This window comes from Kribbella sp. CCNWLW201, assembly GCF_037203805.1.
In the GTDB taxonomy this organism is placed as follows: Bacteria; Actinomycetota; Actinomycetes; order Propionibacteriales; family Kribbellaceae; genus Kribbella.
This window is the reverse complement of sequence record NZ_JBBCBQ010000006.1, coordinates 450,018-470,467: the sequence shown is the minus strand read 5'-3', so window position 1 is coordinate 470,467 and position 20,450 is coordinate 450,018. Positions and strand designations below refer to the sequence as shown.

General features: G+C 67.6%; 20 protein-coding genes. 10 read left to right on the top strand and 10 right to left on the bottom strand.

Annotated elements, in window-relative coordinates; genetic code table 11:
* Positions 1-823: 823 nt before the first annotated feature.
* Complete coding sequence (locus tag V9K99_RS26350; RefSeq protein WP_337004910.1) at positions 824-1,012, top strand: hypothetical protein; 189 nt, start codon at positions 824-826, stop codon at positions 1,010-1,012.
* 3 nt (positions 1,013-1,015) lie between these two features.
* On the opposite strand, the gene V9K99_RS26345 is transcribed toward V9K99_RS26350, so the two are convergent.
* Positions 1,016-2,179 (bottom strand): Cmx/CmrA family chloramphenicol efflux MFS transporter, encoded by a 1,164-nt coding sequence (locus V9K99_RS26345; protein WP_337004909.1) that lies wholly within the window; start codon positions 2,177-2,179, stop codon positions 1,016-1,018.
* A gap of 67 nt (positions 2,180-2,246) precedes the next feature.
* A complete protein-coding gene (locus V9K99_RS26340; protein WP_337004907.1) occupies positions 2,247-2,822 on the bottom strand; it encodes a TetR/AcrR family transcriptional regulator in 576 nt (191 codons plus the stop codon).
* A 377-nt stretch (positions 2,823-3,199) separates the two neighbouring features.
* On the opposite strand from V9K99_RS26340, the gene V9K99_RS26335 reads away from it, so the two are divergent.
* Complete coding sequence (locus tag V9K99_RS26335; protein WP_337004905.1) at positions 3,200-5,233, top strand: DUF1906 domain-containing protein; 2,034 nt, start codon at positions 3,200-3,202, stop codon at positions 5,231-5,233.
* Here V9K99_RS26335 and V9K99_RS26330 read toward each other — a convergent pair.
* Positions 5,226-6,101, bottom strand: coding sequence for a LysR family transcriptional regulator (locus V9K99_RS26330; protein WP_337004903.1), 876 nt, complete (start codon positions 6,099-6,101; stop codon positions 5,226-5,228). The two genes, V9K99_RS26335 and V9K99_RS26330, sit on opposite strands and share 8 nt — an antisense overlap.
* An 86-nt stretch (positions 6,102-6,187) precedes the next feature.
* On the opposite strand from V9K99_RS26330, the gene V9K99_RS26325 reads away from it, so the two are divergent.
* From V9K99_RS26325 to ctaD, 3 genes are all read left to right on the top strand, one after another.
* Positions 6,188-7,006, top strand: coding sequence for an alpha/beta fold hydrolase (locus V9K99_RS26325; protein ID WP_337004901.1), 819 nt, complete (start codon positions 6,188-6,190; stop codon positions 7,004-7,006).
* 2 nt (positions 7,007-7,008) lie between these two features.
* Positions 7,009-7,809, top strand: a complete 801-nt coding sequence (locus V9K99_RS26320; protein ID WP_337004899.1) for an LLM class flavin-dependent oxidoreductase — start codon at positions 7,009-7,011, stop codon at positions 7,807-7,809.
* 111 nt (positions 7,810-7,920) lie between these two features.
* The gene (gene ctaD / locus V9K99_RS26315; protein ID WP_337004897.1) at positions 7,921-9,687 is read left to right on the top strand and encodes an aa3-type cytochrome oxidase subunit I; all 1,767 of its coding nucleotides are present in this window, start codon (positions 7,921-7,923) and stop codon (positions 9,685-9,687) included.
* Between the two features lie 105 nt (positions 9,688-9,792).
* Here ctaD and V9K99_RS26310 read toward each other — a convergent pair whose 3' ends face one another.
* Together V9K99_RS26310 and V9K99_RS26305 are read right to left on the bottom strand one after the other, a co-directional pair.
* Positions 9,793-10,665 carry a helix-turn-helix domain-containing protein gene (locus V9K99_RS26310; RefSeq protein ID WP_337004895.1) on the bottom strand — a complete coding sequence of 291 codons (873 nt, stop codon included), beginning with the start codon at positions 10,663-10,665 and terminating at the stop codon, positions 9,793-9,795.
* A gap of 130 nt (positions 10,666-10,795) precedes the next feature.
* Positions 10,796-11,299 carry a cupin domain-containing protein gene (locus tag V9K99_RS26305; protein ID WP_337004893.1) on the bottom strand — a complete coding sequence of 168 codons (504 nt, stop codon included), beginning with the start codon at positions 11,297-11,299 and terminating at the stop codon, positions 10,796-10,798.
* A gap of 236 nt (positions 11,300-11,535) precedes the next feature.
* Between V9K99_RS26305 and V9K99_RS26300 the strand changes: the two genes are divergently transcribed.
* Positions 11,536-11,745 (top strand): hypothetical protein, encoded by a 210-nt coding sequence (locus V9K99_RS26300; RefSeq protein ID WP_337004891.1) that lies wholly within the window; start codon positions 11,536-11,538, stop codon positions 11,743-11,745.
* Between the two features lie 99 nt (positions 11,746-11,844).
* On the opposite strand, the gene V9K99_RS26295 is transcribed toward V9K99_RS26300, so the two are convergent.
* Positions 11,845-12,531 carry a class I SAM-dependent methyltransferase gene (locus tag V9K99_RS26295; protein ID WP_337004889.1) on the bottom strand — a complete coding sequence of 229 codons (687 nt, stop codon included), beginning with the start codon at positions 12,529-12,531 and terminating at the stop codon, positions 11,845-11,847.
* Positions 12,524-14,059: an ATP-dependent DNA ligase gene (locus V9K99_RS26290; RefSeq protein WP_337323622.1), complete on the bottom strand. Its 1,536-nt coding sequence runs from the start codon at positions 14,057-14,059 to the stop codon at positions 12,524-12,526. The genes V9K99_RS26295 and V9K99_RS26290 overlap by 8 nt, the downstream gene beginning before the upstream one ends.
* A gap of 103 nt (positions 14,060-14,162) precedes the next feature.
* On the opposite strand from V9K99_RS26290, the gene V9K99_RS26285 reads away from it, so the two are divergent.
* Positions 14,163-15,086 (top strand): hypothetical protein, encoded by a 924-nt coding sequence (locus tag V9K99_RS26285; protein ID WP_337004885.1) that lies wholly within the window; start codon positions 14,163-14,165, stop codon positions 15,084-15,086.
* Positions 15,087-15,119: 33 nt separating this feature from the next.
* On the opposite strand, the gene V9K99_RS26280 is transcribed toward V9K99_RS26285, so the two are convergent.
* Both V9K99_RS26280 and V9K99_RS26275 read right to left on the bottom strand, forming a co-directional pair.
* The gene (locus tag V9K99_RS26280) at positions 15,120-16,085 is read right to left on the bottom strand and encodes a Dyp-type peroxidase (protein ID WP_337004883.1); all 966 of its coding nucleotides are present in this window, start codon (positions 16,083-16,085) and stop codon (positions 15,120-15,122) included.
* A gap of 320 nt (positions 16,086-16,405) precedes the next feature.
* A complete protein-coding gene (locus V9K99_RS26275; RefSeq protein ID WP_337004881.1) occupies positions 16,406-16,657 on the bottom strand; it encodes a hypothetical protein in 252 nt (83 codons plus the stop codon).
* Between V9K99_RS26275 and V9K99_RS26270 the strand changes: the two genes are divergently transcribed.
* The 3 genes from V9K99_RS26270 to V9K99_RS26260 all read left to right on the top strand — a co-directional run bounded on the left by V9K99_RS26270 (position 16,635) and on the right by V9K99_RS26260 (position 19,220).
* On the top strand, positions 16,635-17,450 hold the full coding sequence (locus V9K99_RS26270) for a CPBP family intramembrane glutamic endopeptidase (protein ID WP_337004880.1): 816 nt from the start codon (positions 16,635-16,637) through the stop codon (positions 17,448-17,450). The genes V9K99_RS26275 and V9K99_RS26270 overlap by 23 nt on opposite strands.
* Before the next feature lie 47 nt (positions 17,451-17,497).
* Positions 17,498-18,220: an HAD family hydrolase gene (locus V9K99_RS26265; RefSeq protein WP_337004879.1), complete on the top strand. Its 723-nt coding sequence runs from the start codon at positions 17,498-17,500 to the stop codon at positions 18,218-18,220.
* Positions 18,221-18,320: 100 nt separating this feature from the next.
* Complete coding sequence (locus V9K99_RS26260) at positions 18,321-19,220, top strand: endonuclease/exonuclease/phosphatase family protein (RefSeq protein WP_337004877.1); 900 nt, start codon at positions 18,321-18,323, stop codon at positions 19,218-19,220.
* 119 nt (positions 19,221-19,339) lie between these two features.
* Here the strand turns inward: V9K99_RS26260 and V9K99_RS26255 are convergent, their stop codons facing one another.
* Positions 19,340-20,299, bottom strand: a complete 960-nt coding sequence (locus tag V9K99_RS26255; RefSeq protein ID WP_337004875.1) for a sigma-70 family RNA polymerase sigma factor — start codon at positions 20,297-20,299, stop codon at positions 19,340-19,342.
* Between the last annotated feature and the right edge of the window lie 151 nt (positions 20,300-20,450).

Genomic DNA, 20,450 nt, shown 5'->3' with positions numbered 1-20,450 from the left:
CCTTCGGCGTCCCTGCGGGAGCTTCGCCCCTTGACCCACACCACCACGACCAGGGAAGGACGCAGCTATCCCGGAGCAGCTCACCCGAGTGGTCACAGTTCTGGGTGGATCCGGTGGGCGGGCCTGGATCCGGGGGATTTGGTGCAATCGGCTGACCTTGAACACCCCGTGGGGGCCTCGGACATCTGATCAGGTGTCCGAGGCCCCCACCCGGTGTACGAGGTCCCGGGGATCCGCCCGGCTTGACCAGCATCCGGCCGGTTCGGTCCGGATCCCGAGACCGCCCGGCCCGATCAGCCCGGCACCTCGAGGTTGCCTACCCAGCGCGGGGGTTGCCCCCCGAGATTCCGAGTGGGCAACCCCCCATCTCAGGGGGCAACCCCCCAACTGACGGGGCAACCCCCGAATCCGGGGCACGCGGGCGGCCGCGATGGGATCTCGGAGGAGCCGGGACAGGCAACCGGGGGCGGGGACCTGATATTCCAGGTCCCAGCCCCCCACAAGGTGTCTCAACCCCCACTTCACGACCCGATCCCGCACCCACCCCGCTCCATGACCCGCTCCCGCATCCACCCCGCCCCACAGCCCACGCGCCGCACCCACCCCGCTCCACGACCCGATCGCCGCATCCACCCCGCCCGACAGCCAAGGCACCGCGCCACGCCACCCCGATCCACCACGCGATCGCCGCATCCACCTCGGCAACGCGCCCCGGTCACCGCACGCCCCGATCCACGAACCGGTCCCGTGTCCACCCTGGGGAGTGTGACCACTCGGGTGAACTGCTGCGGCGATCGTCCATCTCGAACTGGCGCAAACCAATGTGATTCCGCGGACTGTCAACCAACTCCGGGACGTGCTCGCCGCACATCCCGGACCGTCCGAGGTGCACCTCCGCGTCCGCGGGCCGGAGAAGGCGACTGTCTATCGGCTGGCGTTCCGGGTCGACGCGCGGCCGGAGTTCTGGGCGGACCTGAAGGCGGAGGTGGCGATCATCCGGGCGTATCGGTGACAGCTACACCCGCTGAAGCTCTCGGGCCTCGGTCGACTGTCTGCTCGCCAGCAGAACGGTGCCTAGAGCAAGCACTCCCAGGCCTGCCCCGATCCAGCCCATCGACGAGTATCCGGCGCCGGCCTCGATCGCCAAGCCGCCGAGCCACGGCCCGGCCGTGATGCCCACGTTGAATGCGGAGATGTTGAAGGCCGCGGCCAGGGTCGGGGCAGACTCCGCCACAGTGAACACCCGCGAGTTCACCGCCGGATTGTTGGCGAACCCGAACGCACCGATCGCCACGATGGCCGGTACGGCGACCCACGCCGTACCGGTCCACAGCGCGAGTACGACGGATGCCGCGATGACTCCGGTCATGCCGATACGTAGCGTCGTGAACGGTCGAGCGTCAGCCGTCCGTCCGCCGATCGTGATTCCGGCCAACGCACCCACGCCGTACAGGGCAAGGACGACAGGTACCCAACCAGCGGACAGACCGGTCGAGTCGGTCAGCAGGGGAGCGAGGTAGCTGAAGACGACCAGGACCGCGCCGGTCGAGAGGGCCGTGGTTCCGTAGGCGAGCCAGAGGGCCGGGTCGGCCATCGACCGCAGTTCCTGGCGGAGTTTCGGCGTACTGTCCGACCGTCCGCCGGGGATGGTCGCGATGACACCGATCATGGCGATCGTCGACAATCCGGCAACCACCCAGAACGCCGCCCGCCAGCCGAGGTGCTGGCCGATGACCGTCCCGGCTGGGAGACCGACGATGGTGGCGACCGTGAGTCCGCCGGCGAGGATGCTCATCGCCTTGGCGCGCGACTCCGGTCCGGCCAGTCCGATGGCTGCAACCGCCGCCACCGCCCAGAATCCGGCGTACACGAAGGCCCCGACGACCCGCGTCGCGATGAGCATCCCGTACCCGGGTGTCAGCGCGCCGAGGACGTGCGTGAACGCGAAGACGGCGAGGAAGGACAGCAGCGCGGCGCGTCGGGACCAGCGCAGCGTCGCGACCGCGAGGATCGGGGCGCCGATCAGCATGCCGGCCGCGAAGGCGGAGATCAGCAGGCCGGCGGCCGGGATCGAGACGTCCAGGTCGCCGGCGATCTCGGGGAGCAGGCCGGCGAGCATCAGTTCGGACGTGCCCTGGGCGAAGATCGCCAGGCCGAGCACGTAGACAGCGATCGGCATCGGGTTCCTCTCATATTGGATCAATCAGTGCAAAACGCGAGCGCGCGGCACTGAGGTAGGGATGGGGTCAGAAAGTCCGGAGTGCGGAGGTGACGACGGCTTCCTGGGCAGCGCGGGTCGCGCCGGCGCGGGCGGCCACCCGCAGTCCGCTCAGTACGACGAAGACGTAGTCGGCCAGTGCGGTCGGGTCATGGTCGGCATCGATCTCGCCCGCGGCCTGCGCTGCGCGGAAGGCCGTCGTGAGGGCCTGGATCTTGACCACATGGTCACGGTCGAGCGCCTCGGCGACTTCGGGCTCGTGTGGTGCGAGCTCGACCAGCGTGTTGACCACTAGGCAGCCGAGCGGATCGGCCGGATCCGGCTCGACCGCATCCCACAGGATCTGGCGGACGCGCTCGCGGATCGGCAGGTCGCTGCGCTGGATCAACTCGAGCTGCTTCGCGGTCTTGGTCTCCATGTAGCGCCGGAGCGCGCGGTCGAACAGATCCCGCTTGCTGCTGAACGTGTTGTAGATGCTGCTTCGACCCAGTCCGGTCGCCTCGCAGAGGTCCTGCGTCGAGGTGCCTTCGTAGCCGAAGGTCCAGAACGACTTCATCGCGGCATCGACGGCGCGATCCTCGTCGAACGTCCTCGGCCTGGCCATGGCCATCACCCTAACACGTTCTGGATCAATCGATCCAAAACAGCCGGTGGGGGCCGCCGGATTTCCATCGATAGCATTTGGCCATCGAGGCGAGTGCCGGATGCTCTTCGACAGAGGAGTGGGCGCTCGCCTTGACTTAGGCCCTGTCTGCTGATCCCCCGCCTACTGCGCGGCACTCGGCACGGCATCTCGCCGCACTGGCCCGAAGGCCACGATGCTCCGCATCGAGACCTCCGTTCCAGCACGCCGAGCTACCGCACCGAGCACCTGCTCGCGACGGCGCGGGATCAGCAGACAGGACCTAGGGATCTGGGGTTGGGACTGGGGGGCTCTGTGCGCTTTCGGGACCGGCCGTTCGCCGAAAGTGAGGAGCTTTTGTGAGGCTGTACAAACCCGGGGTGGTGGCCCTCGCCCTCGCCCTGGTCGCCGGCGTGGCCGCAGTGGTGACCATCAGTCGCCCGGCCGCCGCCGATGAGACGAAGACCGTGTCCTACCGCGGATACGAAGTGAAGGTGCCTGCGAGTTGGCCGGTCGTGGACCTGGCCGCCGACCCGACTGCCTGCGTTCGTTTCGACCGCCCTGCTGTGTACCTCGGCCGCAGTACCGCTCAGGCCGACTGCCCTGCCCATCTGGTCGGTCGCAGCGAGGGCATCGTGCTCGAGCCGCTGACCACCGCTCAGCAGTCCGCGCCCGGTCTGCTGCGCCGCGTCGTACAGGATGCCGGCGTACTGGCGACCGCCTACTACGCACCTGGTGACGAGCAGGCGGCGAACGACGTACTGGCCACCGGCAAGGTCGTCACGAAGTCGAAGTCCGCTCAGGCCGCTGAGCCGGCCGCGGTCGCGGCGTCCGTTGTTGCGACGGGCAGCTTGCTCGACAAGGCGTTCGACACCTGCGCCGCGCCCAGCCAGGCGACGATGGATGCATGGCTCCCGGACTCGGGCTACAAGGCGGTCGGCATCTACATCAGCGGTGGCTTGCGGGCCTGCGGTCAGCCGAACCTGACCGCTGACTGGGTGTCCACGAACGCAAGCAAGGGCTGGCAGTTCCTGCTGATCGACGTCGGCATGCAGGCGCCGTGCAGCTCGTACTCGAGCAAGATGTCGACCGACCCGGCCACCGCGCTCGGGCAAGGCAAGACTGCCGCGGCCAACGCGGTCTCGGCCGCTCAGGCCCTCGGCTTCGCCCAACGCAGCGCGATCTACAGCGACATCGAGGCCTACCCCTCGACAGCCGCCTGCAAGGCCTCGGTGCTCTCCTATCTGAGCGGCTGGACCCAGGAGCTCAACGCTCGCGGCTACGTCGGCGGTGCGTACGTCGCCGCCGGCTCGGGCGGTGTGGACCTGAACAGCGCCTACGCGAGTACGGCGTACACGCGGCCGGACAATCTGTGGTTCGCCCGCTGGAACAACCTGGCCACCGTCGCGGACGACAAATACATCTCGCCCGGTAACTGGACGAACCACCAGCGCGTCCACCAGTACGCGGGCAACGTCACCGAGACGTACGGCGGCGTCAGCGTCAACATCGACCGCAACTACGCCGACCTGACCGCTCCGCCGGCACCGGTCACCAGCTTCAGCGCCACCGGCTCGGCGGGCTCGGCGACGCTGCGGTGGACCAAGCCGACCAACGCAACCGTCATTGTGCGCGGCGCATCCGGCAATACCTCGCCGGCGCTGCCGACGTCGGGTGCGGCGATCTACAACGGGACCGCGACCTCGTTCGTGGTGAGCGGGCTGCCGAACTCGGCCAGCTACGCGTACCGGGTGTTCGTGAAGGACAGCACCGGCAAGATCGGTCCGGGCGTCGACACGCGGCTGATCGGCACGAAGGCGACGATCACGGCCAGCGCGGCCTCGATCATGTACACCCGCGCGAGCACGCTGAGCACGACGGTCACGCGGATCAACGACGGCGCCAAGCTCGCCGGCGTACCGGTCGTGCTGTACGCCAAGGCGAAGACCGCGTCGAAGTGGACCGTGGCCGGCCAGTTCACGTCGGATGCGAACGGCGTAGTCAGCTCCGCGCAGAAGCCGACGGTGTCGACCTACTACATGTGGGGCTACAACGGCGGCGTGAGTCTGCTGGGGACGCGGAGTGCTGCTCTGCTGGTCCAGGTGCAGCCTGCGATGTCGGCGTACCTGGTCCCGGGCGCGATCAAGCTGGGTCAGGCGTCGGCGCTGTACGGGTACCTGAACCCGCCGCACGCGGGGATGACCGTCTACCTGCAGCGGCGTTCGGGGACGAGCTGGGTCGCGGTGACGACGGGCAAGCTGGCGACGAACGGGAAGTTCGCGTTCAGCATCAAGCCGACGGTGCGTGGCACGTACACGTACCGCGTGGTGTGGCTGGCTGACGCCGACCACCAGGGGACGCAGACGGCGTCGAAGGTCCTGACGGTCAGCTGATCTTTGGCAGGCCGGCCGCCACTCGCTGCGCGATCTCGATGGCATGTGCCGCGAGAGGCGAGTGGGTGCGGCCGGCCTGCCACAGCAGGAAGATCTCCCGCGGTGGCAGTGCGGGCTCGAGCTCATGGATGGCCAGGGTCTCGTCCTGGTGTACGGCGAGCAGCGGCATGACAGCCGCGCCGAGGCCGGCTCGGACCATGGCCAGCAGGGCTTCGTTGCCGATGGTTCGGAAAACGAAGTGTGGCCGAATCCCTTTGTTCTGAAGGATCTGTTCGACCTTCGCCTGGTCGCAGATCGCCGGGTGAGCGACAAGGGGTAGGCGGTCGAGCTGGTCGAGTCGCGCCGGACCTGGTGGAAAGTCGCCGGGCCGGGTGACGAGGACGTGTGGATCGTCCAGCAGTTTGAGGTGCTCGATGTCGCCGCCGACGTGGCCGTCGAAGAACATCAGGTCGAGCTCGGTCAGATCCGGCTCATCGGTCTCCTCCTCGAACAACCTGATGTCGCAGCCCGGATGTGCGTCGCGCAGTTCGCGGATCACGGTGGGCAGCAGCACGTTGGAGACGCTCTGGAACGTGCCGATGTCGATACGGCCGTCGCCGGCCCGGAACCGGTCGACGGCGTCGGCCATCGAGTCCGCCCGGGCGAGCAGATCGCGTCCGTGTTCCAGGAGTACGGCGCCGAGCGGGGTGATCCGCACCGGCTTCGGCCCACCGGGCCGGTCGAAGAGCGGTCCGCCGGCCGCCTTCTCCAGTACGGCGATCTGCTGGCTGACACTGGACTGGGTGTAGCCGAGCCTGGTCGCGGCCCGGCCGAACGAACCCTCGTCGGCGACCGCGACGAGCGTGGCCAGATGTCTCAGCTCGTACATGCTTCAAGATGCTATCTCGAATGGCGATTGTCTTGATCGTAAACAATCGCTTTTCACGATGATGCGGTCGTCTTAGCGTCGTCGGTATGGAAAACATCTATCCCGTCAACGGTGTCGAACTGTGTGCCGAGACCTTCGGCGATCCGGCCGACCCGGCAGTCTTGCTGATTCACGGCGCCTCGGCGTCCATGCTCTGGTGGCCGGAGAGCCTGTGCACGAAGCTCGCCGGCCGCGGGCGATACGTGATCCGCTACGACCAGCGCGACACCGGGCGATCGACGTCGTACCCGGTCGGCAAGCCTGGGTACTCGATGCGGGATCTGGCCGCCGACGCGGTCGGTCTGCTCGATGCTTTGGGCATCGATCGGGCGCATGTCGTCGGTGTGTCGATGTTCGGCGGGCTGGCGCTGGCGCTCGGTGTCGACAATCCAACGAGGGTCGCCTCGGTGACTTTCGTATCGACGAGCACCGGTGCCGACGACCTCCCGCCGCCGTCGGCCGACATGCCTCGCTTTGCCCAACCGGACTTCGCGGACCGCGCCGCGCTGGAGGAGTACGTCGTACAGTCGGCGACCGCCGAGATGGGCGCGCTGGTCGACGTCGAGGCAATGCGGGAGCTGGTACGGCGGGACATCGCGCGGGCTCGTGATTTCGAGGCGTCGTTGACGAATCACTACGCGATGGAGTTCGACGAGCCGGTGCACGGTGGGTTCGGCGATCTGTCGATGCCAGTGCTGGTGATTCACGGGGACGCGGATCCGTTGTTGCCGCTGGCGCATGGGAAGGCGGTGCACGATGCGGTGCCTGGCTCGTCGTTCGTGGTGTTGAAGGGCGCTGGGCACGGGGTGATCGAGGCGTTGGCGGACGACTTCGTCGATGCCGTCGTACAGCACACCGGAGGTTGACGATGCGGCACGCGGTGTGGATTCCGTTGTTCGACGAGCTGGCGGATCCGCTGGTGGTGGCGCGGCTCGCAGCGTCGGCGGAGGAGGCGGGCTGGGACGGGCTGTTCGTCTGGGATCAGCTGTGGTGGCGGCCGCCCATTTCCGCGGTGGCGGATCCGTGGATCACGCTGGCCGCGGTCGCCGTCGCAACCGAGCGGCTGCGGATCGGGCCGATGGTGACCCCGGTCGCCCGCCGCCGGCCGGTGAAGCTGTTGCGTGAGACAACGACCTTGGATGTGCTGAGCAACGGCCGGCTGACGCTCGGGGTTGGGCTGGGCGGCGATCGGTTCGCCGGGGAGTTCTCGCGATCCGGTGACGAGGTGGACGACCGGGTCCGCGCGGAGAAGTTGGACGAGTGCCTGGCGATCCTGACCGCCGGCTGGTCGGGGGAGACGGTCGACCATCACGGCAAGCACTACCTGGTCGACTCCGTCCGCTTCGAGCCGCGGCCGGTGGCCGGCCGGATCCCGATCTGGTGCGCCGGCTTCCCAGGCAATCTCAAGCCGATCCGCCGGGCGGCGCGGTACGACGGGTACTTCCCGGTGAACCTGACATCGCCGGACCAGGTGGCCTCCGCAGTCGCGGTTCTCGAGTCGGAACGCGGTTCGCTGGACGGGTTCGACGTGGTGATCGCGCTGGAGCCGACGACCGACGGACGACCGTGGGCCGCCGCCGGTGCAACGTGGTGCCTGACGGACTGCGACCCGGCTTCCCTGCGGCTGGCCGACGTACAGGCGGTGGCGACGTCTGGACCGCCGCGCTGAGTCGGTTACGGAGCGTCACCGCGGTGTTGCGTCTGTTGTCCTGCTGCGGACGGGTGTGTAATCGAAGGAGTCTGGGTACTCCGAGCGCGGAGTGGGGGCACGGGAGGTCGCATGGCCAGTGTCAGCGAACGTACCGGGATCACCGAACGCACCGGTCCGATCGCCGTCGGGACCGCACGGCGGCCGCTGGGGCAGGTGATCGGACGGCTGTTGTCCACGACCGACCACAAGGTGATCGGTCAGCTCTACCTCGTCACGTCGTTCGCGTTCTTCCTGATCGCCGGCGTGATGGCGCTGATCATCCGCGCCGAACTCGGCGAGCCCGGCCTGCAGATCGTGAACGAAGAGGTCTACAACCAGCTCTTCACCATGCACGGCACGATCATGCTGCTGCTGTTCGCGACCCCGCTGTTCGTCGGTTTCGCGAACGTGGTCATGCCGGTGCAGATCGGTGCGCCCGACGTCGCGTTCCCACGGCTCAACATGTTCAGCTACTGGCTGTTCCTGTTCGGCGGCCTGATCACGATGGGCGCGTTCATGACTCCGGGTGGCGCGGCCGACTTCGGCTGGACGGCGTACGCGCCGCTCTCGACGGCCGAGCGCTCACCCGGCGTCGGCGGCGACCTGTGGGTGATGGGCCTGTGGATGGCCGGTCTCGGCACGATCCTCGGTGGCGTCAACTTCGTCACCACGATCATCACCATGCGGGCACCGGGGATGACGATGTTCCGGATGCCCATCTTCTGCTGGAACATCCTGATCACGTCGATCCTCGTGCTGATCGCGTTCCCGATCCTCGCTGCCGCGCTGCTGATGCTCGAGGCGGATCGGATACTCGGGGCTCAGGTGTACACGGCGGCAAACGGTGGTGCGCTGTTGTGGCAGCACCTGTTCTGGTTCTTCGGGCATCCCGAGGTGTACATCATCGCGTTGCCGTTCTTCGGCATCATCACCGAGATCCTGCCGGTGTTCAGCCGTAAACCGATCTTCGGGTACTGGGGTCTGGTCGCGGCGACATTGAGCATCGGCGTGCTGTCGATCGCGGTGTGGGCCCACCACATGTTCACCACCGGTGCGGTGAGCCTGCCGTTCTTCTCGTTCATGACGTTCCTGATCGCGGTGCCGACGGGGGTGAAGTTCTTCAACTGGATCGGCACGATCTGGGGCGGCTCGGTGTCGATGGACACGCCGATGCTGTGGTCGGTCGGGTTCCTGGTGACGTTCCTGTTCGGCGGGTTGACCGGGATCATCCTGGCGTCGCCGGCGCTCGACTACCAGTTGAATGACTCATACTTCGTGGTCGCGCACTTCCACTACGTGGTGTTCGGGACTGTCGTGTTCGCGATGTTCGCCGGGTTCTATTTCTGGTGGCCGAAGATGACCGGGCGGATGCTGGATGAGCGGTTGGGGAAGCTGCACTTCTGGCTGCTGTTCCTCGGGTTCCACACGACGTTCCTGGTGCAGCACTGGCTGGGTGTTGAGGGGATGCCGCGACGCTATGCGACGTACGGACCGAACGAAGGGTTCACGGTCCTGCACCAGGTGTCGACTGTGGGCGCCTTCGTGCTCGGTATCTCGACGTTGCCGTTCCTCTACAACGTCTACAAGTCCCGCCGCACCCCCCGCGTGAACGTCGACGACCCCTGGGGCTGGGGCCGCTCCCTCGAGTGGGCCACCAGTTGCCCACCACCACGCCACAACTTCGTCTCACTCCCGCGGATCCGCTCTGAGAGCCCGGCCTTCGACCACCACCACCCCGACATCGCCCTCTCCGAGTACCCGGCCAACCGAGCCCCCGAGGACAACCTCCTCGACGCCGGCGAAGACCAAGGCCGAGTAGACCACCTCGAATCCGAAACCCCAGACGACCCCCGCTAAGCAACCCGCGGGTGTGGGCCTGACCTCGGACACCTAATCGGGACCTCGGACACCGCATCAGATGTCCGAGGTCCCGGTTGTGTGTCCGGGGTTCCTTCCACCTGGCTACGCGGAGAGTTGGTTGAGGAGGGTTGTCAGGTGTTGGTGGGCGGATTGGGGTGGGGGACCGGTGGTGGCGAGGAGGTTGAGGGCTTGGGTGTAGGTGTCTACGTCTTCTCGTTTGTCGAGGTAGAGGGCGCTGGTGAGGTGCTCCAGGTAGACGATGTCGGGGAGGTCGCGTTGGGGGAAGCGGAGGATGGAGAAGGCTCCGCCGGTGGCGGCGTGGCCGGGGCTGGCGACCGGGATGATCTGGAGGGTGATGTTCGGGCGTTCGACGGCTGAGCGGAGTGCGTCGAGCTGATCGCGCAGAACCTGCCGGCCGCCGATCGGGCGGAGCAGGACGGCCTCCTCGATGACTGCCCACAGTTTCAACGGCGGTTCGCGATCGAGGACGCGTTGGCGCCTGGTGCGGAGATCGACGACGCGTTCGACCTCCTCCTCCGAGCGGGCACTTTCCGGGGTCAGCCGCGCGACGGCACGGGCGTACTCGGCGGTCTGCAGTAAGCCTGGCACGAACTGGATCTCGTACGTCCGGATCAGCTCGGCCGCCGCCTCGAGCCCGAGATACGCGTCGAACCAGTCCGGCGTGACGTCGCCGTACCGATGCCACCAGCCGCGGTTGTTCGCCTCCCGGGCCAGCTCCAGTAGGCGCTCCCGCTCGCGCGCCTCGGTCACGCCGTACAGACTCAGCAGATCCTGGACATCACGCTCCTTGAACCCGACCCGCCCCAGCTCCAGCCGGCTGATCTTCGACTCCGACGCCCGGATCGCCCACCCGGCATCCGACCGGCTCACCCCCGCCCGCTCACGCAGCCGCCGCAGATGACTCCCAAGCATCATCCGCAGCGCCGTCGGCCCAACCTCACCGTTCCCCGCCATACCCCGATTCTACAGCACTATCGAACATATGTTCTAGTCCGTTCGAAGCGCACAACAGCAGCATCCGGACGGCAAGTCCGAAGCTCAACAGGAGGTTTAGGTTCGGCTCTCCGTGAGATCCAGCCAGTGGTCAGCAGGCGGGATCCGCGGGGATGAGTAGCGACCCTTCGGCAGGTGCCTCGAAGAACGTGGCCACGAAGACCGTCACTCCGCTGGTGCGGTTGAACGCACTGTGGACGTGACCATGGCCGGGGTCGACGAACGCGGTTCCCGTGGAGTACGCACGCTCGACGCAGTCGGCTGAATCGACGTAGACCAGTTCACCCGACACGATGTTGACGAAGACAGGACCGGGGTGAGTGTGCCAAGGGAACCTCGCCCCAGGCTGCACGGTGAACCTCGCGACAACGGTCCGCGAAGGATCCTTGACGTTCACGACGTTGGTCGGCTGCCCGGACAACCTGAACTTGACCTTCAGGTCCACGTCATCGGTGAAGACCGAACGCGGCGTCAGGAACTCGGTCGCGATCGGCGGTGGCGGCTCCTGCGCCGCCGACGGCTGCAGGAGGCTTGCGGTGGCCAGGAGGAAAGCGATCAGACCCGCCCCGGCCATGGCTCCTCGCTTCTTGCTCATCTCAGCTCCCCTCTGTGTCGGGGGACGGCACAGCCGGCGGCCGACCTGTGCCCCCGACCGCTCATGAGCACGGCGATCCTGGTTCGACGGCACCACCAGCTCTGCGGATTGTCAAGGTCGATGGCAGGGGTGCGTGAGCGCACCAGAAGGATGCGATTGATGCGCCCACCAGAGGGTGTTCGAGGCTGAACACTGCGTCGAAGTCAGCGGCCAGCGGGTCGACCATCCGCAGGCTCGTGTGTGCCCAGAGTGGTCTGAGTACGTCGTCGGGGACGGTGTCGACCGGGCAGTGGGCCGGGGTGCTCGGCGCCGACTGCGGTGATCCAGTCGTCGAGGCGAGCGGTACGTCGGTTGTGTGCGCGGAGCGGACCGTGGAGGCAGAAACCCGGCCCGTCCTCTCGCAGGAACAGGTCCAGCGACGGGACGTCGGAACGGTTCGCCAGTAGCCCGGCCTGGAGATCGTTGAACGCCAGCGCCTGATTCAGCCCACGCCTGCTGCCTGGTCGGTGCCCCGGGCAACAGTTTGAGCCGCCGCCACACTGAAATCATTCAGTCGCGGAGGTACTCGGCTCGCCAGAGGTGGATGGCGGGGTTGGTGGGGCTGGGGGTGTTGAGGAGTTGGATTTGGTGGAGGTCGGGGGTGGCGAAGGAGTTGATGGCGGCTCGGGTGAGGGGCCAGGGTGGGCCTTCGACGGCGTCGTCCGGTGGTTGTCGGCGCGGGCGGCGGCGATGACCAGGAGTGTGCCACCGGGAGCGACCTGTTCGCCGACCTGCTTGATCGCGTCCGGTTGGAGCTCGATCGGGAGGGCCTGGACGGTGTAGATCTCGACGACCAGGTCGAACGCGTGATGCCACTCGGCCGGCGTGGCGAGCAGGTCCGCGGTGACGTACCGCACCGTGGAGTCGGGGTGATTCCGCTGAGCGGCCTCGACTGCGGTGGGGGAGATGTCGAAAGCGGTCGTGTCGTACCCCTGGTCCGCGATCAGCTCCGCGTCCCAGCCGGTCCCCGCACCGACGATCAGCGCGGTCTTGCCCGCGCCGGAAGGCTCCGACTCCGCGACCCAACCGGCCAACAGCGGATGCGCCGCGCCGCGATCCCACGGCACGACCGCAGCGCCCTCCGAAGCGGCAGAGTAGAGGCGCTCGAACCAACCGGTCGGATCGTCCTGATCCAACGACTCGCGAGCGATCCGTCGTGACACCACATCTGGATCCTCCGCCGGCTCACTCATCGGCTGTACCTTCGTGAATCGCTCGCACGGTCTGCACGGTATCAACGTCATCGGGCTTCTTGTCCTCGCGGTATCGCAGCACTCGCGCGAACCGCAACGCCATCCCGGCCGGGTACCGCGGCGACGTCTGCACCCCGTCGAACGCGATCTCCACCACCACCTCCGGCCGCAGATACACGGTGTACGAATCCCGCCGTACCTCCAGCTCCTGGAAGCGCTCGGTCTGCCACCGCAGCAGCTCGTCCGTCAGCCCCTTGAACGTCTTCCCGAGCATCACGAACTCGCCGGTCTCCGAGTCGCGCGCACCCAGATGCAGGTTCGACAGCCATCCCGTACGGCGACCATGACCCCACTCGGCCGCCAGCACGAGCAGGTCGAGCGTGTGCGTCTGCTTCACCTTCACCCAGCCCGACCCGCGCCGACCCGCTTCGTACGGCACGGTCAACGACTTCACCATCACGCCCTCGTGCCCGCGCTTCACCGCATCGAGGAAGAACTCATGACCGGCCTCCGCGTCATCGGTCACGAGCCGCGGAATCCGCTGCTCCTCGGGGATCAGCTTGCTCAGCCACTCATGCCGCGTGGCGCCGTCGAGGCCGAGCAGGTCCTGACCGTCCTGATGCAGGATGTCGAAGAAGTACGGCGTCAGTGGCACCGAATCAGGCCCGGTCGCAGCACGAGTCGCCGTACGCGAACCGGTCACCTGAAACGCCTCCGGCCGTCCGTCCGGCCGCAACGCGATCAGCTCGCCGTCGAGCACGACCTGCGAAGCGTCCAGAGCAAGTACGGCGCTGGCCACCTCAGGCACTCGAGCAGTGATGTCATCGAGTGTCCGCGTGTACACGACGACCTCGGAACCGTTCCGGTGCGCCTGGATCCGGATCCCGTCCAGCTTCCACTCGAGCGCGGCCGGCGTACCCGTCTTGCCGAGCGCCTCGGCCACACTGGTCGCGGACTGCGCCAGCATCGGCTGCACCCCACGTCCGACCTCCAAGCCGAACTGCGCCAGCCCAGCCTCTCCTTCAGTCAGTACGGCGACCGCCACCGGAGCCGCCGCACCACGCAGCATCGTCGCCGCCCGGATCTTCTCCAGCGGGATCCCGGTCGCGCGCGCGACCGCGTCAGCCATCACCCCGTCCAGCGCGCCCTGCCGCAGCTCGCCGCTGACCAGCAACCGCAGGAACCGCTGCTCGGCTTCAGTCGCCCGCCCGAACAGCGCATCGACCGCTTCCCGTCGCCGCGCCTGCGACCCGGGGCCGGACAGTACGGCGAGCTCGGCGAACGCGCTGTCGACTTCCGCAACGGTCAGCGTGGGCGTCTCGGCCGGCTCCGGCGCGTTCGTCAGTGTCCGCCAGCCCACCCCGGTCCGGCGCTGGCGCAGCTCGCCGGACAGGTACGTGACCACGACCTCGGTCTCGTCCGGATCCGTGGCGGTGGCCAGCAGCCCGGCGATCAGCTCCGCCTTCTTCAGGCGTGAGCGGGTCCCGGCCAGCCCGGTCGACGTCTCGACCACCTCGGAGAGCAACATGCCCCCAGTCTCACCCATCCCACCGACACTTTCGGGCACCACAACTTTCCCGGCCGCCCACGCATCGAAGGTTGCACAGGCGTCTCTGGGGAGGACGACGACGATGCTCGGACGCACCCTTGCCGCGGCGGCCGGTCTCACGCTGACCGCGGCCCTGACCACACCAGCCACGGCCGCGCAGGCCGCACCGAGTGCGACAGTCCCGTGCGCGGTCGAAGCGGCGTCCGCGACGACCGCCGGTGATCACTTCCGCGCCTACATCGAGGCGACGAAGCCGATCAAGCGGAGCGACCTGCGGCCGGCCCGGGGCACGCTCAATCTGCCGGTTCGCTACTACTCCGACTGGTGGCTGAATCCGGACGCCGACTGGAACACCCGAGGGCTCGGCGGCTACCTGGTCGCGGGCGATGTCCTCTACGACTTCCGGTACTGGGTCGAGGGCTCGGCCGAAGTACCCAAGGACAGCCGGCTCGTCCGGATCGGCGGCGGCTGGACGCCGTACCGGGCGCTGGTTACCTCACAGCCGGTGGGGGCGGATCCCGAACAGTACGAGCGCCAGTACGCGCTGCACTCGGATGGGACGCTCCACCGCTGGCTGGTTCGGTACGTGAACGACAAGCCGGTCTGGACGCGCAACGGGATCTTCAGCGGCTACGGCGCGGTCAAGACGATGGCGCTGTTCAGCCGTACGGCGACCTACGACACGCTGCTCGTGACCACGCGCGGGGGAGCGCTGTACACGGTCCGGATCCCACACAGCCAGCCGACGACGCCGATCGTCAAGAAAGTGCGCATTCGGACCTGGCAGGGCTTCGAGACGCTGATCGCCAGTCGTTGCGGCCGGACCGGGTCGCTGCTGCTGGGCATCGACAAGGACACCGGCTCCGGCTACCTCTACGCAGTCGGGCACGCGAACGGCGCGGCCACGGTGATCCAGAGCCTCGGCAAGGTGCCCGGCACGTTCCCGAACCCCTTCGACTTCCGGGTCATGAACCTGGCCGTCGACGAGCCGGTGTTCGGGGAGTGAGGCTCCGTCGGCTCCCTGGCCCTTCAGGGTGGGTCAGGGAGCCGGCGGGAGGTCGTCGAGGAACGCGGCCGACGGGGTGAAGAACAACGTGCCGGTGACCGCGGTCGAGAAATCGAGGATGCGGTCGTAGTTGCCCTCGGGTTCGCCGAGGAACATCCGGCGCAGCATCAACTCGGTGACCGACGGGGACTTCGCGTAGCCGATGAAGTAGGTGCCGAACTCCTGCGTCCCGATCGTCCCGAACGGCATGTTGTCACGCAGGATCTGCAGCTCGTTGCCGTCCTCGTCCTCGATCACGTTCAGCGCGATGTGCGCGTTGCTCGGCTTCACGTCGTCGGACAGTTCGATGTCCTCGAGCTTGGTCCGGCCGACCACGTGCTCCTGCTGCTCGACCGTGAGCGCGTTCCATGCCTTCAGGTCGTGCAGGTACTTCTGCACGATCACATAGCTGCCGCCCGCGAAGTCCGGGTCCTCGGCTCCGATCAGTACGGCGTCCTCGGCCTCGGAACCGGTCGGGTTCTCGGTGCCGTCGACGAAGCCGAGCAGGTCGCGCATCTCGAAGTACTTGAAACCGTGGACCTCGTCGACCACGGTCGCGGCGCCGTCGAGGCCGTTCATGATCTGGCCGGCAAGCTCGAAGCACTGGTCCTGGTGGGCGGCGCGGATGTGGAACAACAGATCGCCGGGAGTGGCGACCGCGTGATGCTTGGCGCCGCGCAGTTCGGCGAACGGGTGCAGCTCGGCCGGTCGCGGGCCGCTGAAGAGCCGGTCCCACGCGTCGGACCCGATGCTGGTGACGCAGGACAAGTTGCCCGCAGGTACACGGAAGCCGACCGAACGGGTCAGGCCGCTGATCCGTTCGAGCAGATCACGGGTCTTCTCCTCGCCGCCGGGTTCGATCCGGACCACCAGGAAGATCGCCGATCCGGTCAGCGGCATCAGGACCGACTGCGGCAGTACTCGCGTCGACGCGGTCGGTCCCGGGGTCGGATCTGTCACCACTGCGCTTTCCTCCAGGTCTTAGTTGTCCGGATCTTCTAGAGTCCAGTCATGGACCCGCAACAAGGCGAACCACGGCCGCAGGATTCGCCGCGCCCAGGCAGCCAGCCACCACCCGGCGGCCAGCCTCAACCTTGGGTCCCACCGAACCCGCAACAGCCCGGCCCATATTCGCAGCCCGGTCAGTACCCACCACCGGCACCCCACCCGCAGCAAGGGCCGTATCCGCCGGCGGGTCCATACCAACAGCCGTACCCCCAGCCGGGCCAATACCCACCGCCAGGCCAATACCCAGCGCCGGGGCAGTATCCGCCGCCAGGTCAGCCGCCGTTCTGGTCGCCGGAGCAGCCGCCGCCGTGGGGTGGCGGCCCGCCGCCGTACCCAGGCCAGTTCGCCGTCCGCGAGCCCAGCATCGTCGCGGCTCCACCGAGTACGCCGTACCACCGCCTGGCGCGTACGGCGAAGCACAGGTGGTGGCGGCCGATCGTCGGCACGCTGTTCCTCGCCGCCGGCGGGTTCTTCTTGATCGGCGGGGTTGTGATCGCGTGGATGATCGTCCACGGGTTGCTCACCGGAGACGTCGCGGAGCCGTCGGGTAGCGACTTCTTCCCGAGCGACACCGAGAACATCGCCATCACCCTGGTGATGCTCGGCGTCCTCACGCCGGTCGTGCTCCTCACCGCCTGGCTCGTGCAACGCCGGCCCGCGTGGAGCGTGGCGTCCGTCCTGAACCGGATCCGCTGGCGCTGGCTGCTGGTGTGCTGCCTGCCCGGCCTCGGCTACCTCGTGCTGTCCTACGCGCTCGGCATCGTGGTTGAGCTGATCTTCCCGTCCGACGATCCGCTCGCGACCGACAGCGGCTCGTGGGTCGGTCTCGGTGCGTTCGTCGTACCGGCGCTGGTGATCATCTTCCTGGTGCCGTTCCAGTCCGCCGCGGAGGAGTTCATCTTCCGCGGTTGGCTGATCCAGGCGATCGGCTCCTACGGGCCGGACCAGGTGGACGGCCGTGCGCGATGGCTCAAGGCACTCTTCCGTACGCCGTGGCCCGCGCTGGTGATCAGCAGCGTGGCCTTCGTGTCGGCGCACGGGTACACCGGCTGGGCGATGGCGGACATCTTCGTGTTCGCGATGGTGATCGGCTGGCTGACCGTCCGGACCGGGGGACTGGAGGCGGCCATCTCGCTGCACGTGCTGAACAACCTGTTTGCCTTCTTGTTGCCTGCGGCAATCGGTCAGCTGGACGGCTGGGATCAGCAGGGCGGGGCCCCGTGGACGCTGCTAGCCGTGGACGTGCCCTGCCTGGCGCTCTACGCGGTCACCGTCGTTTGGCTGAGCAAGCGCCACCGGATCGCCCGGGTCAGCTGAAGAAAACGGGGCGAGAACTGTCGGCGTGGTCTGGCAGGGTATTCGCTGTGACGAACGTGAAGACCGAACCGATCGAGGCCGTCCTGTTCGACTGGGGCGGCACGCTGGCCACCTGGCACGACATCGACGTGTACGCCGTTTGGCGGTCGGTGGCGGAGCAGATCGATGACGCCAAGGCGGACGAGCTGGCGGCGCGGCTGCACAAGGCGGAGAGGTCCGCCTGGCTGCGCTCCCGCGACGAGCACCTGAGCAGCACGCTCGAGGACGTCTGCCTGCTGGCCGACGTGGTGATGACCCCGGCGGCCCTGGCGGAGTACGAGCGCCAGTGGCACCCACACACCGAGCTCGAGCCGGACGCCGTACAGACCCTCCAGGACATCCGGGCTCGCGGGCTCAAGGTCGGCGTGCTGTCGAACACGATCTGGTCGCGCCGGCGGCACGAGGAGATCTTCGCGCGCGACGGCGTACTGGACCTGCTCGACGGCGCGGTCTACACCAGCGAGATCCCGTACACGAAGCCGCACCCGGAGGCGTTCCTGGCCGCGATGAAGGCGGTCGGCGCGACCGACCCGGCCCGCTGCCTGTACGTCGGCGACCGGCTTTTCGACGACGTCTGGGGCGCACAGAACGTCGGTATGCGTGCGGCCCACATCCCGCACAGCGCGATCCCGGTCGAGCAGATCGGCCACACGGAGGGTACGCCGGACGCGACCATCCACCGGCTGTCCGAGCTCCCCTCCCTGATCGACAGCTGGAACAAGGCCGCCTGAACCGTTCGGTCACGTACTCGACGCGCTACGGCTAGCCGCCGGACACCGAGTCTGGTTAACGTCCAACCTCCGAGCAATCCGCCTATGGAGGTTTTTGACCATGCTCAGCACCCGCCGTAGATTCGCCGCGCTCGTCGCAGCCGCAGCGCTCGGCCTGACCCTCACCAGCGGCGTCTCCCAGGCAGCCAGTGAGTCCGCCGGTGAGGCCGCGGTCGACGGTCCGCTGCACGTGATGTCGTACAACTTGCGCTACGCGAGCGACACCCCGCCGAACGAGTGGAGTGCCCGGCGGCCGGTGATGCGGGAGCAGTTGCGCGAGGCGCGACCGCAGCTGATCGGGACGCAGGAAGGCCTGTACGCCCAGTTGCAGGACATCGCCACCGACCTCGGGCCGTCGTACGACTCGATCGGGCTGGGACGCGAGGGCGGCAGCAAGGGCGAGTTCATGATGATCTTCTTCGACACGCGCCGGTTGCAGCCGCTGGAGTACGACCACTACTGGCTGTCGGACACGCCTGAGGTGATCGGCTCGAAGACGTGGGGCGGCTGCTGCGCGCGGATGGTGACGTGGGTCCGGTTCAAGGACAAGGCCACGTCGAAGGAGTTCTACGCGATCAACACGCACCTGGAGGCGTTCGATGCGACGGCGCGGTCGAAGTCAGCCGATCTGATCATGCAGCGGATGGCGCTGCTCAACCCGGCGCTGCCGGTGGTCATGACGGGTGACTTCAACGAGGCCGCTGCCGCGGGAGTCAACGTCTACGACAAGCTCGTCACCAGCGGCAAGCTCGCCGACAGCTGGGTCACCGCGGAACGCCGCAGCGCCCTGTACGGCACCTTCCACGGCTACAGGCCGCTGACGCCGAACGGCAACCGCATCGACTGGATCCTGACGACTCCGGGTCTCCGGGTCTCGAAGGCCAACATCAACACCTTCAGCAAGGACGGCCAGTTCCCCAGCGACCACCTGCCAGTGGAGTCCTGGATCCACCTGCCCTGATCCGTTGCGTCCGAAGATCTGTGGGTCCGAGGCCACAGATCTTCGGACGCAAGAACGAAAAGAGGACCCCCGGGCTGCGGTGGCGGCTCGGGGGTCCTTGGGGGTTTCGGGGTGGTGACTTACGCGGCCAGGGTCGGGTCGGCGAGCAGTCGCAGCCGGCCCAGGGCCTCGCGCTCGATCTGACGGACGCGCTCGGCGGAGATGCCGTGCACGGCGCCGATGTCGGCGAGCTTCGCCTGGCGGCCGTCGTGCAGGCCGTAGCGGCGCCGGATCACGTCCGCGGACCGCGGGTCGAGCTGGTCAACCAGGCTGAACAGGCCCGAGCGGTCCGACGCGTCGGCGACCAGCTGGTCCGGCCCTGGCGCGGTCTCGGCCGCGATGAGGTCGCCCAGCGAGGTCTCACCCTCGTCGTCGATCGGGTTGTCCAGGCTGATGTGGTCCCGGCCGATCCGGATCAACTCGGTGACCCGCTCCTCGTCCAGGTCCAGCTCCGCCGCGATCTCGTCGATCTCCGGCTCCCGGCCGAGCTTGCGCTCGAGCGTGCGCCGGGCCGACCCGATCTGGTTCAGCTGCTCCACCACGTGCACCGGCAGCCGGACCACTCGGGCCTGCTGCGCGATACCGCGGGTGATGGCCTGCCGCACCCACCAGGTCGCGTACGTCGAGAACTTGAATCCCTTGCGGTAGTCGAACTTCTCCACCGCACGGATCAGACCCGTGTTGCCCTCCTGGACCAGGTCCAGCAGCGGCATCTGGGATCGTCCGTACCGGCGAGCGATCGACACCACCAGTCGGAGGTTCGCCGTCACGAACCGTTGCTGTGCGCGCTGGCCCTCTTCGGCCAGCCACTCCAGCTCTTCCTCCGTCGCATATTTGGGCGCTCCGCCCTTCTTGCGTCCAACCCGCCCCTCGGCCAGCAGTTGCTCCGCGAGGAGACCTGCCTCGACCGTCTCAGCGAGCTCGACTTCTTCTTCAGCGGTCAGCAGAGGCGTGCGCGCGATCTCTTCAAGGTAGAGACCGACGCTGTCCTTGCCGTCGATACCGTCGTCCGTGGTACGGACACGAGTCGTGCGAGCCACCGAAACTCCCTTCGTCGTTACATGGAGAGCAACGCTCGAGTACGGTTCAAGATTCCAGGACGAGTGTGTAAACAGCCTGAAGGTTCCCTGAGAGTTCCCGGCGACGATCAGGGGCGGAAACCACGGTCTGCCAGCCCCGTCGTGACCGCTC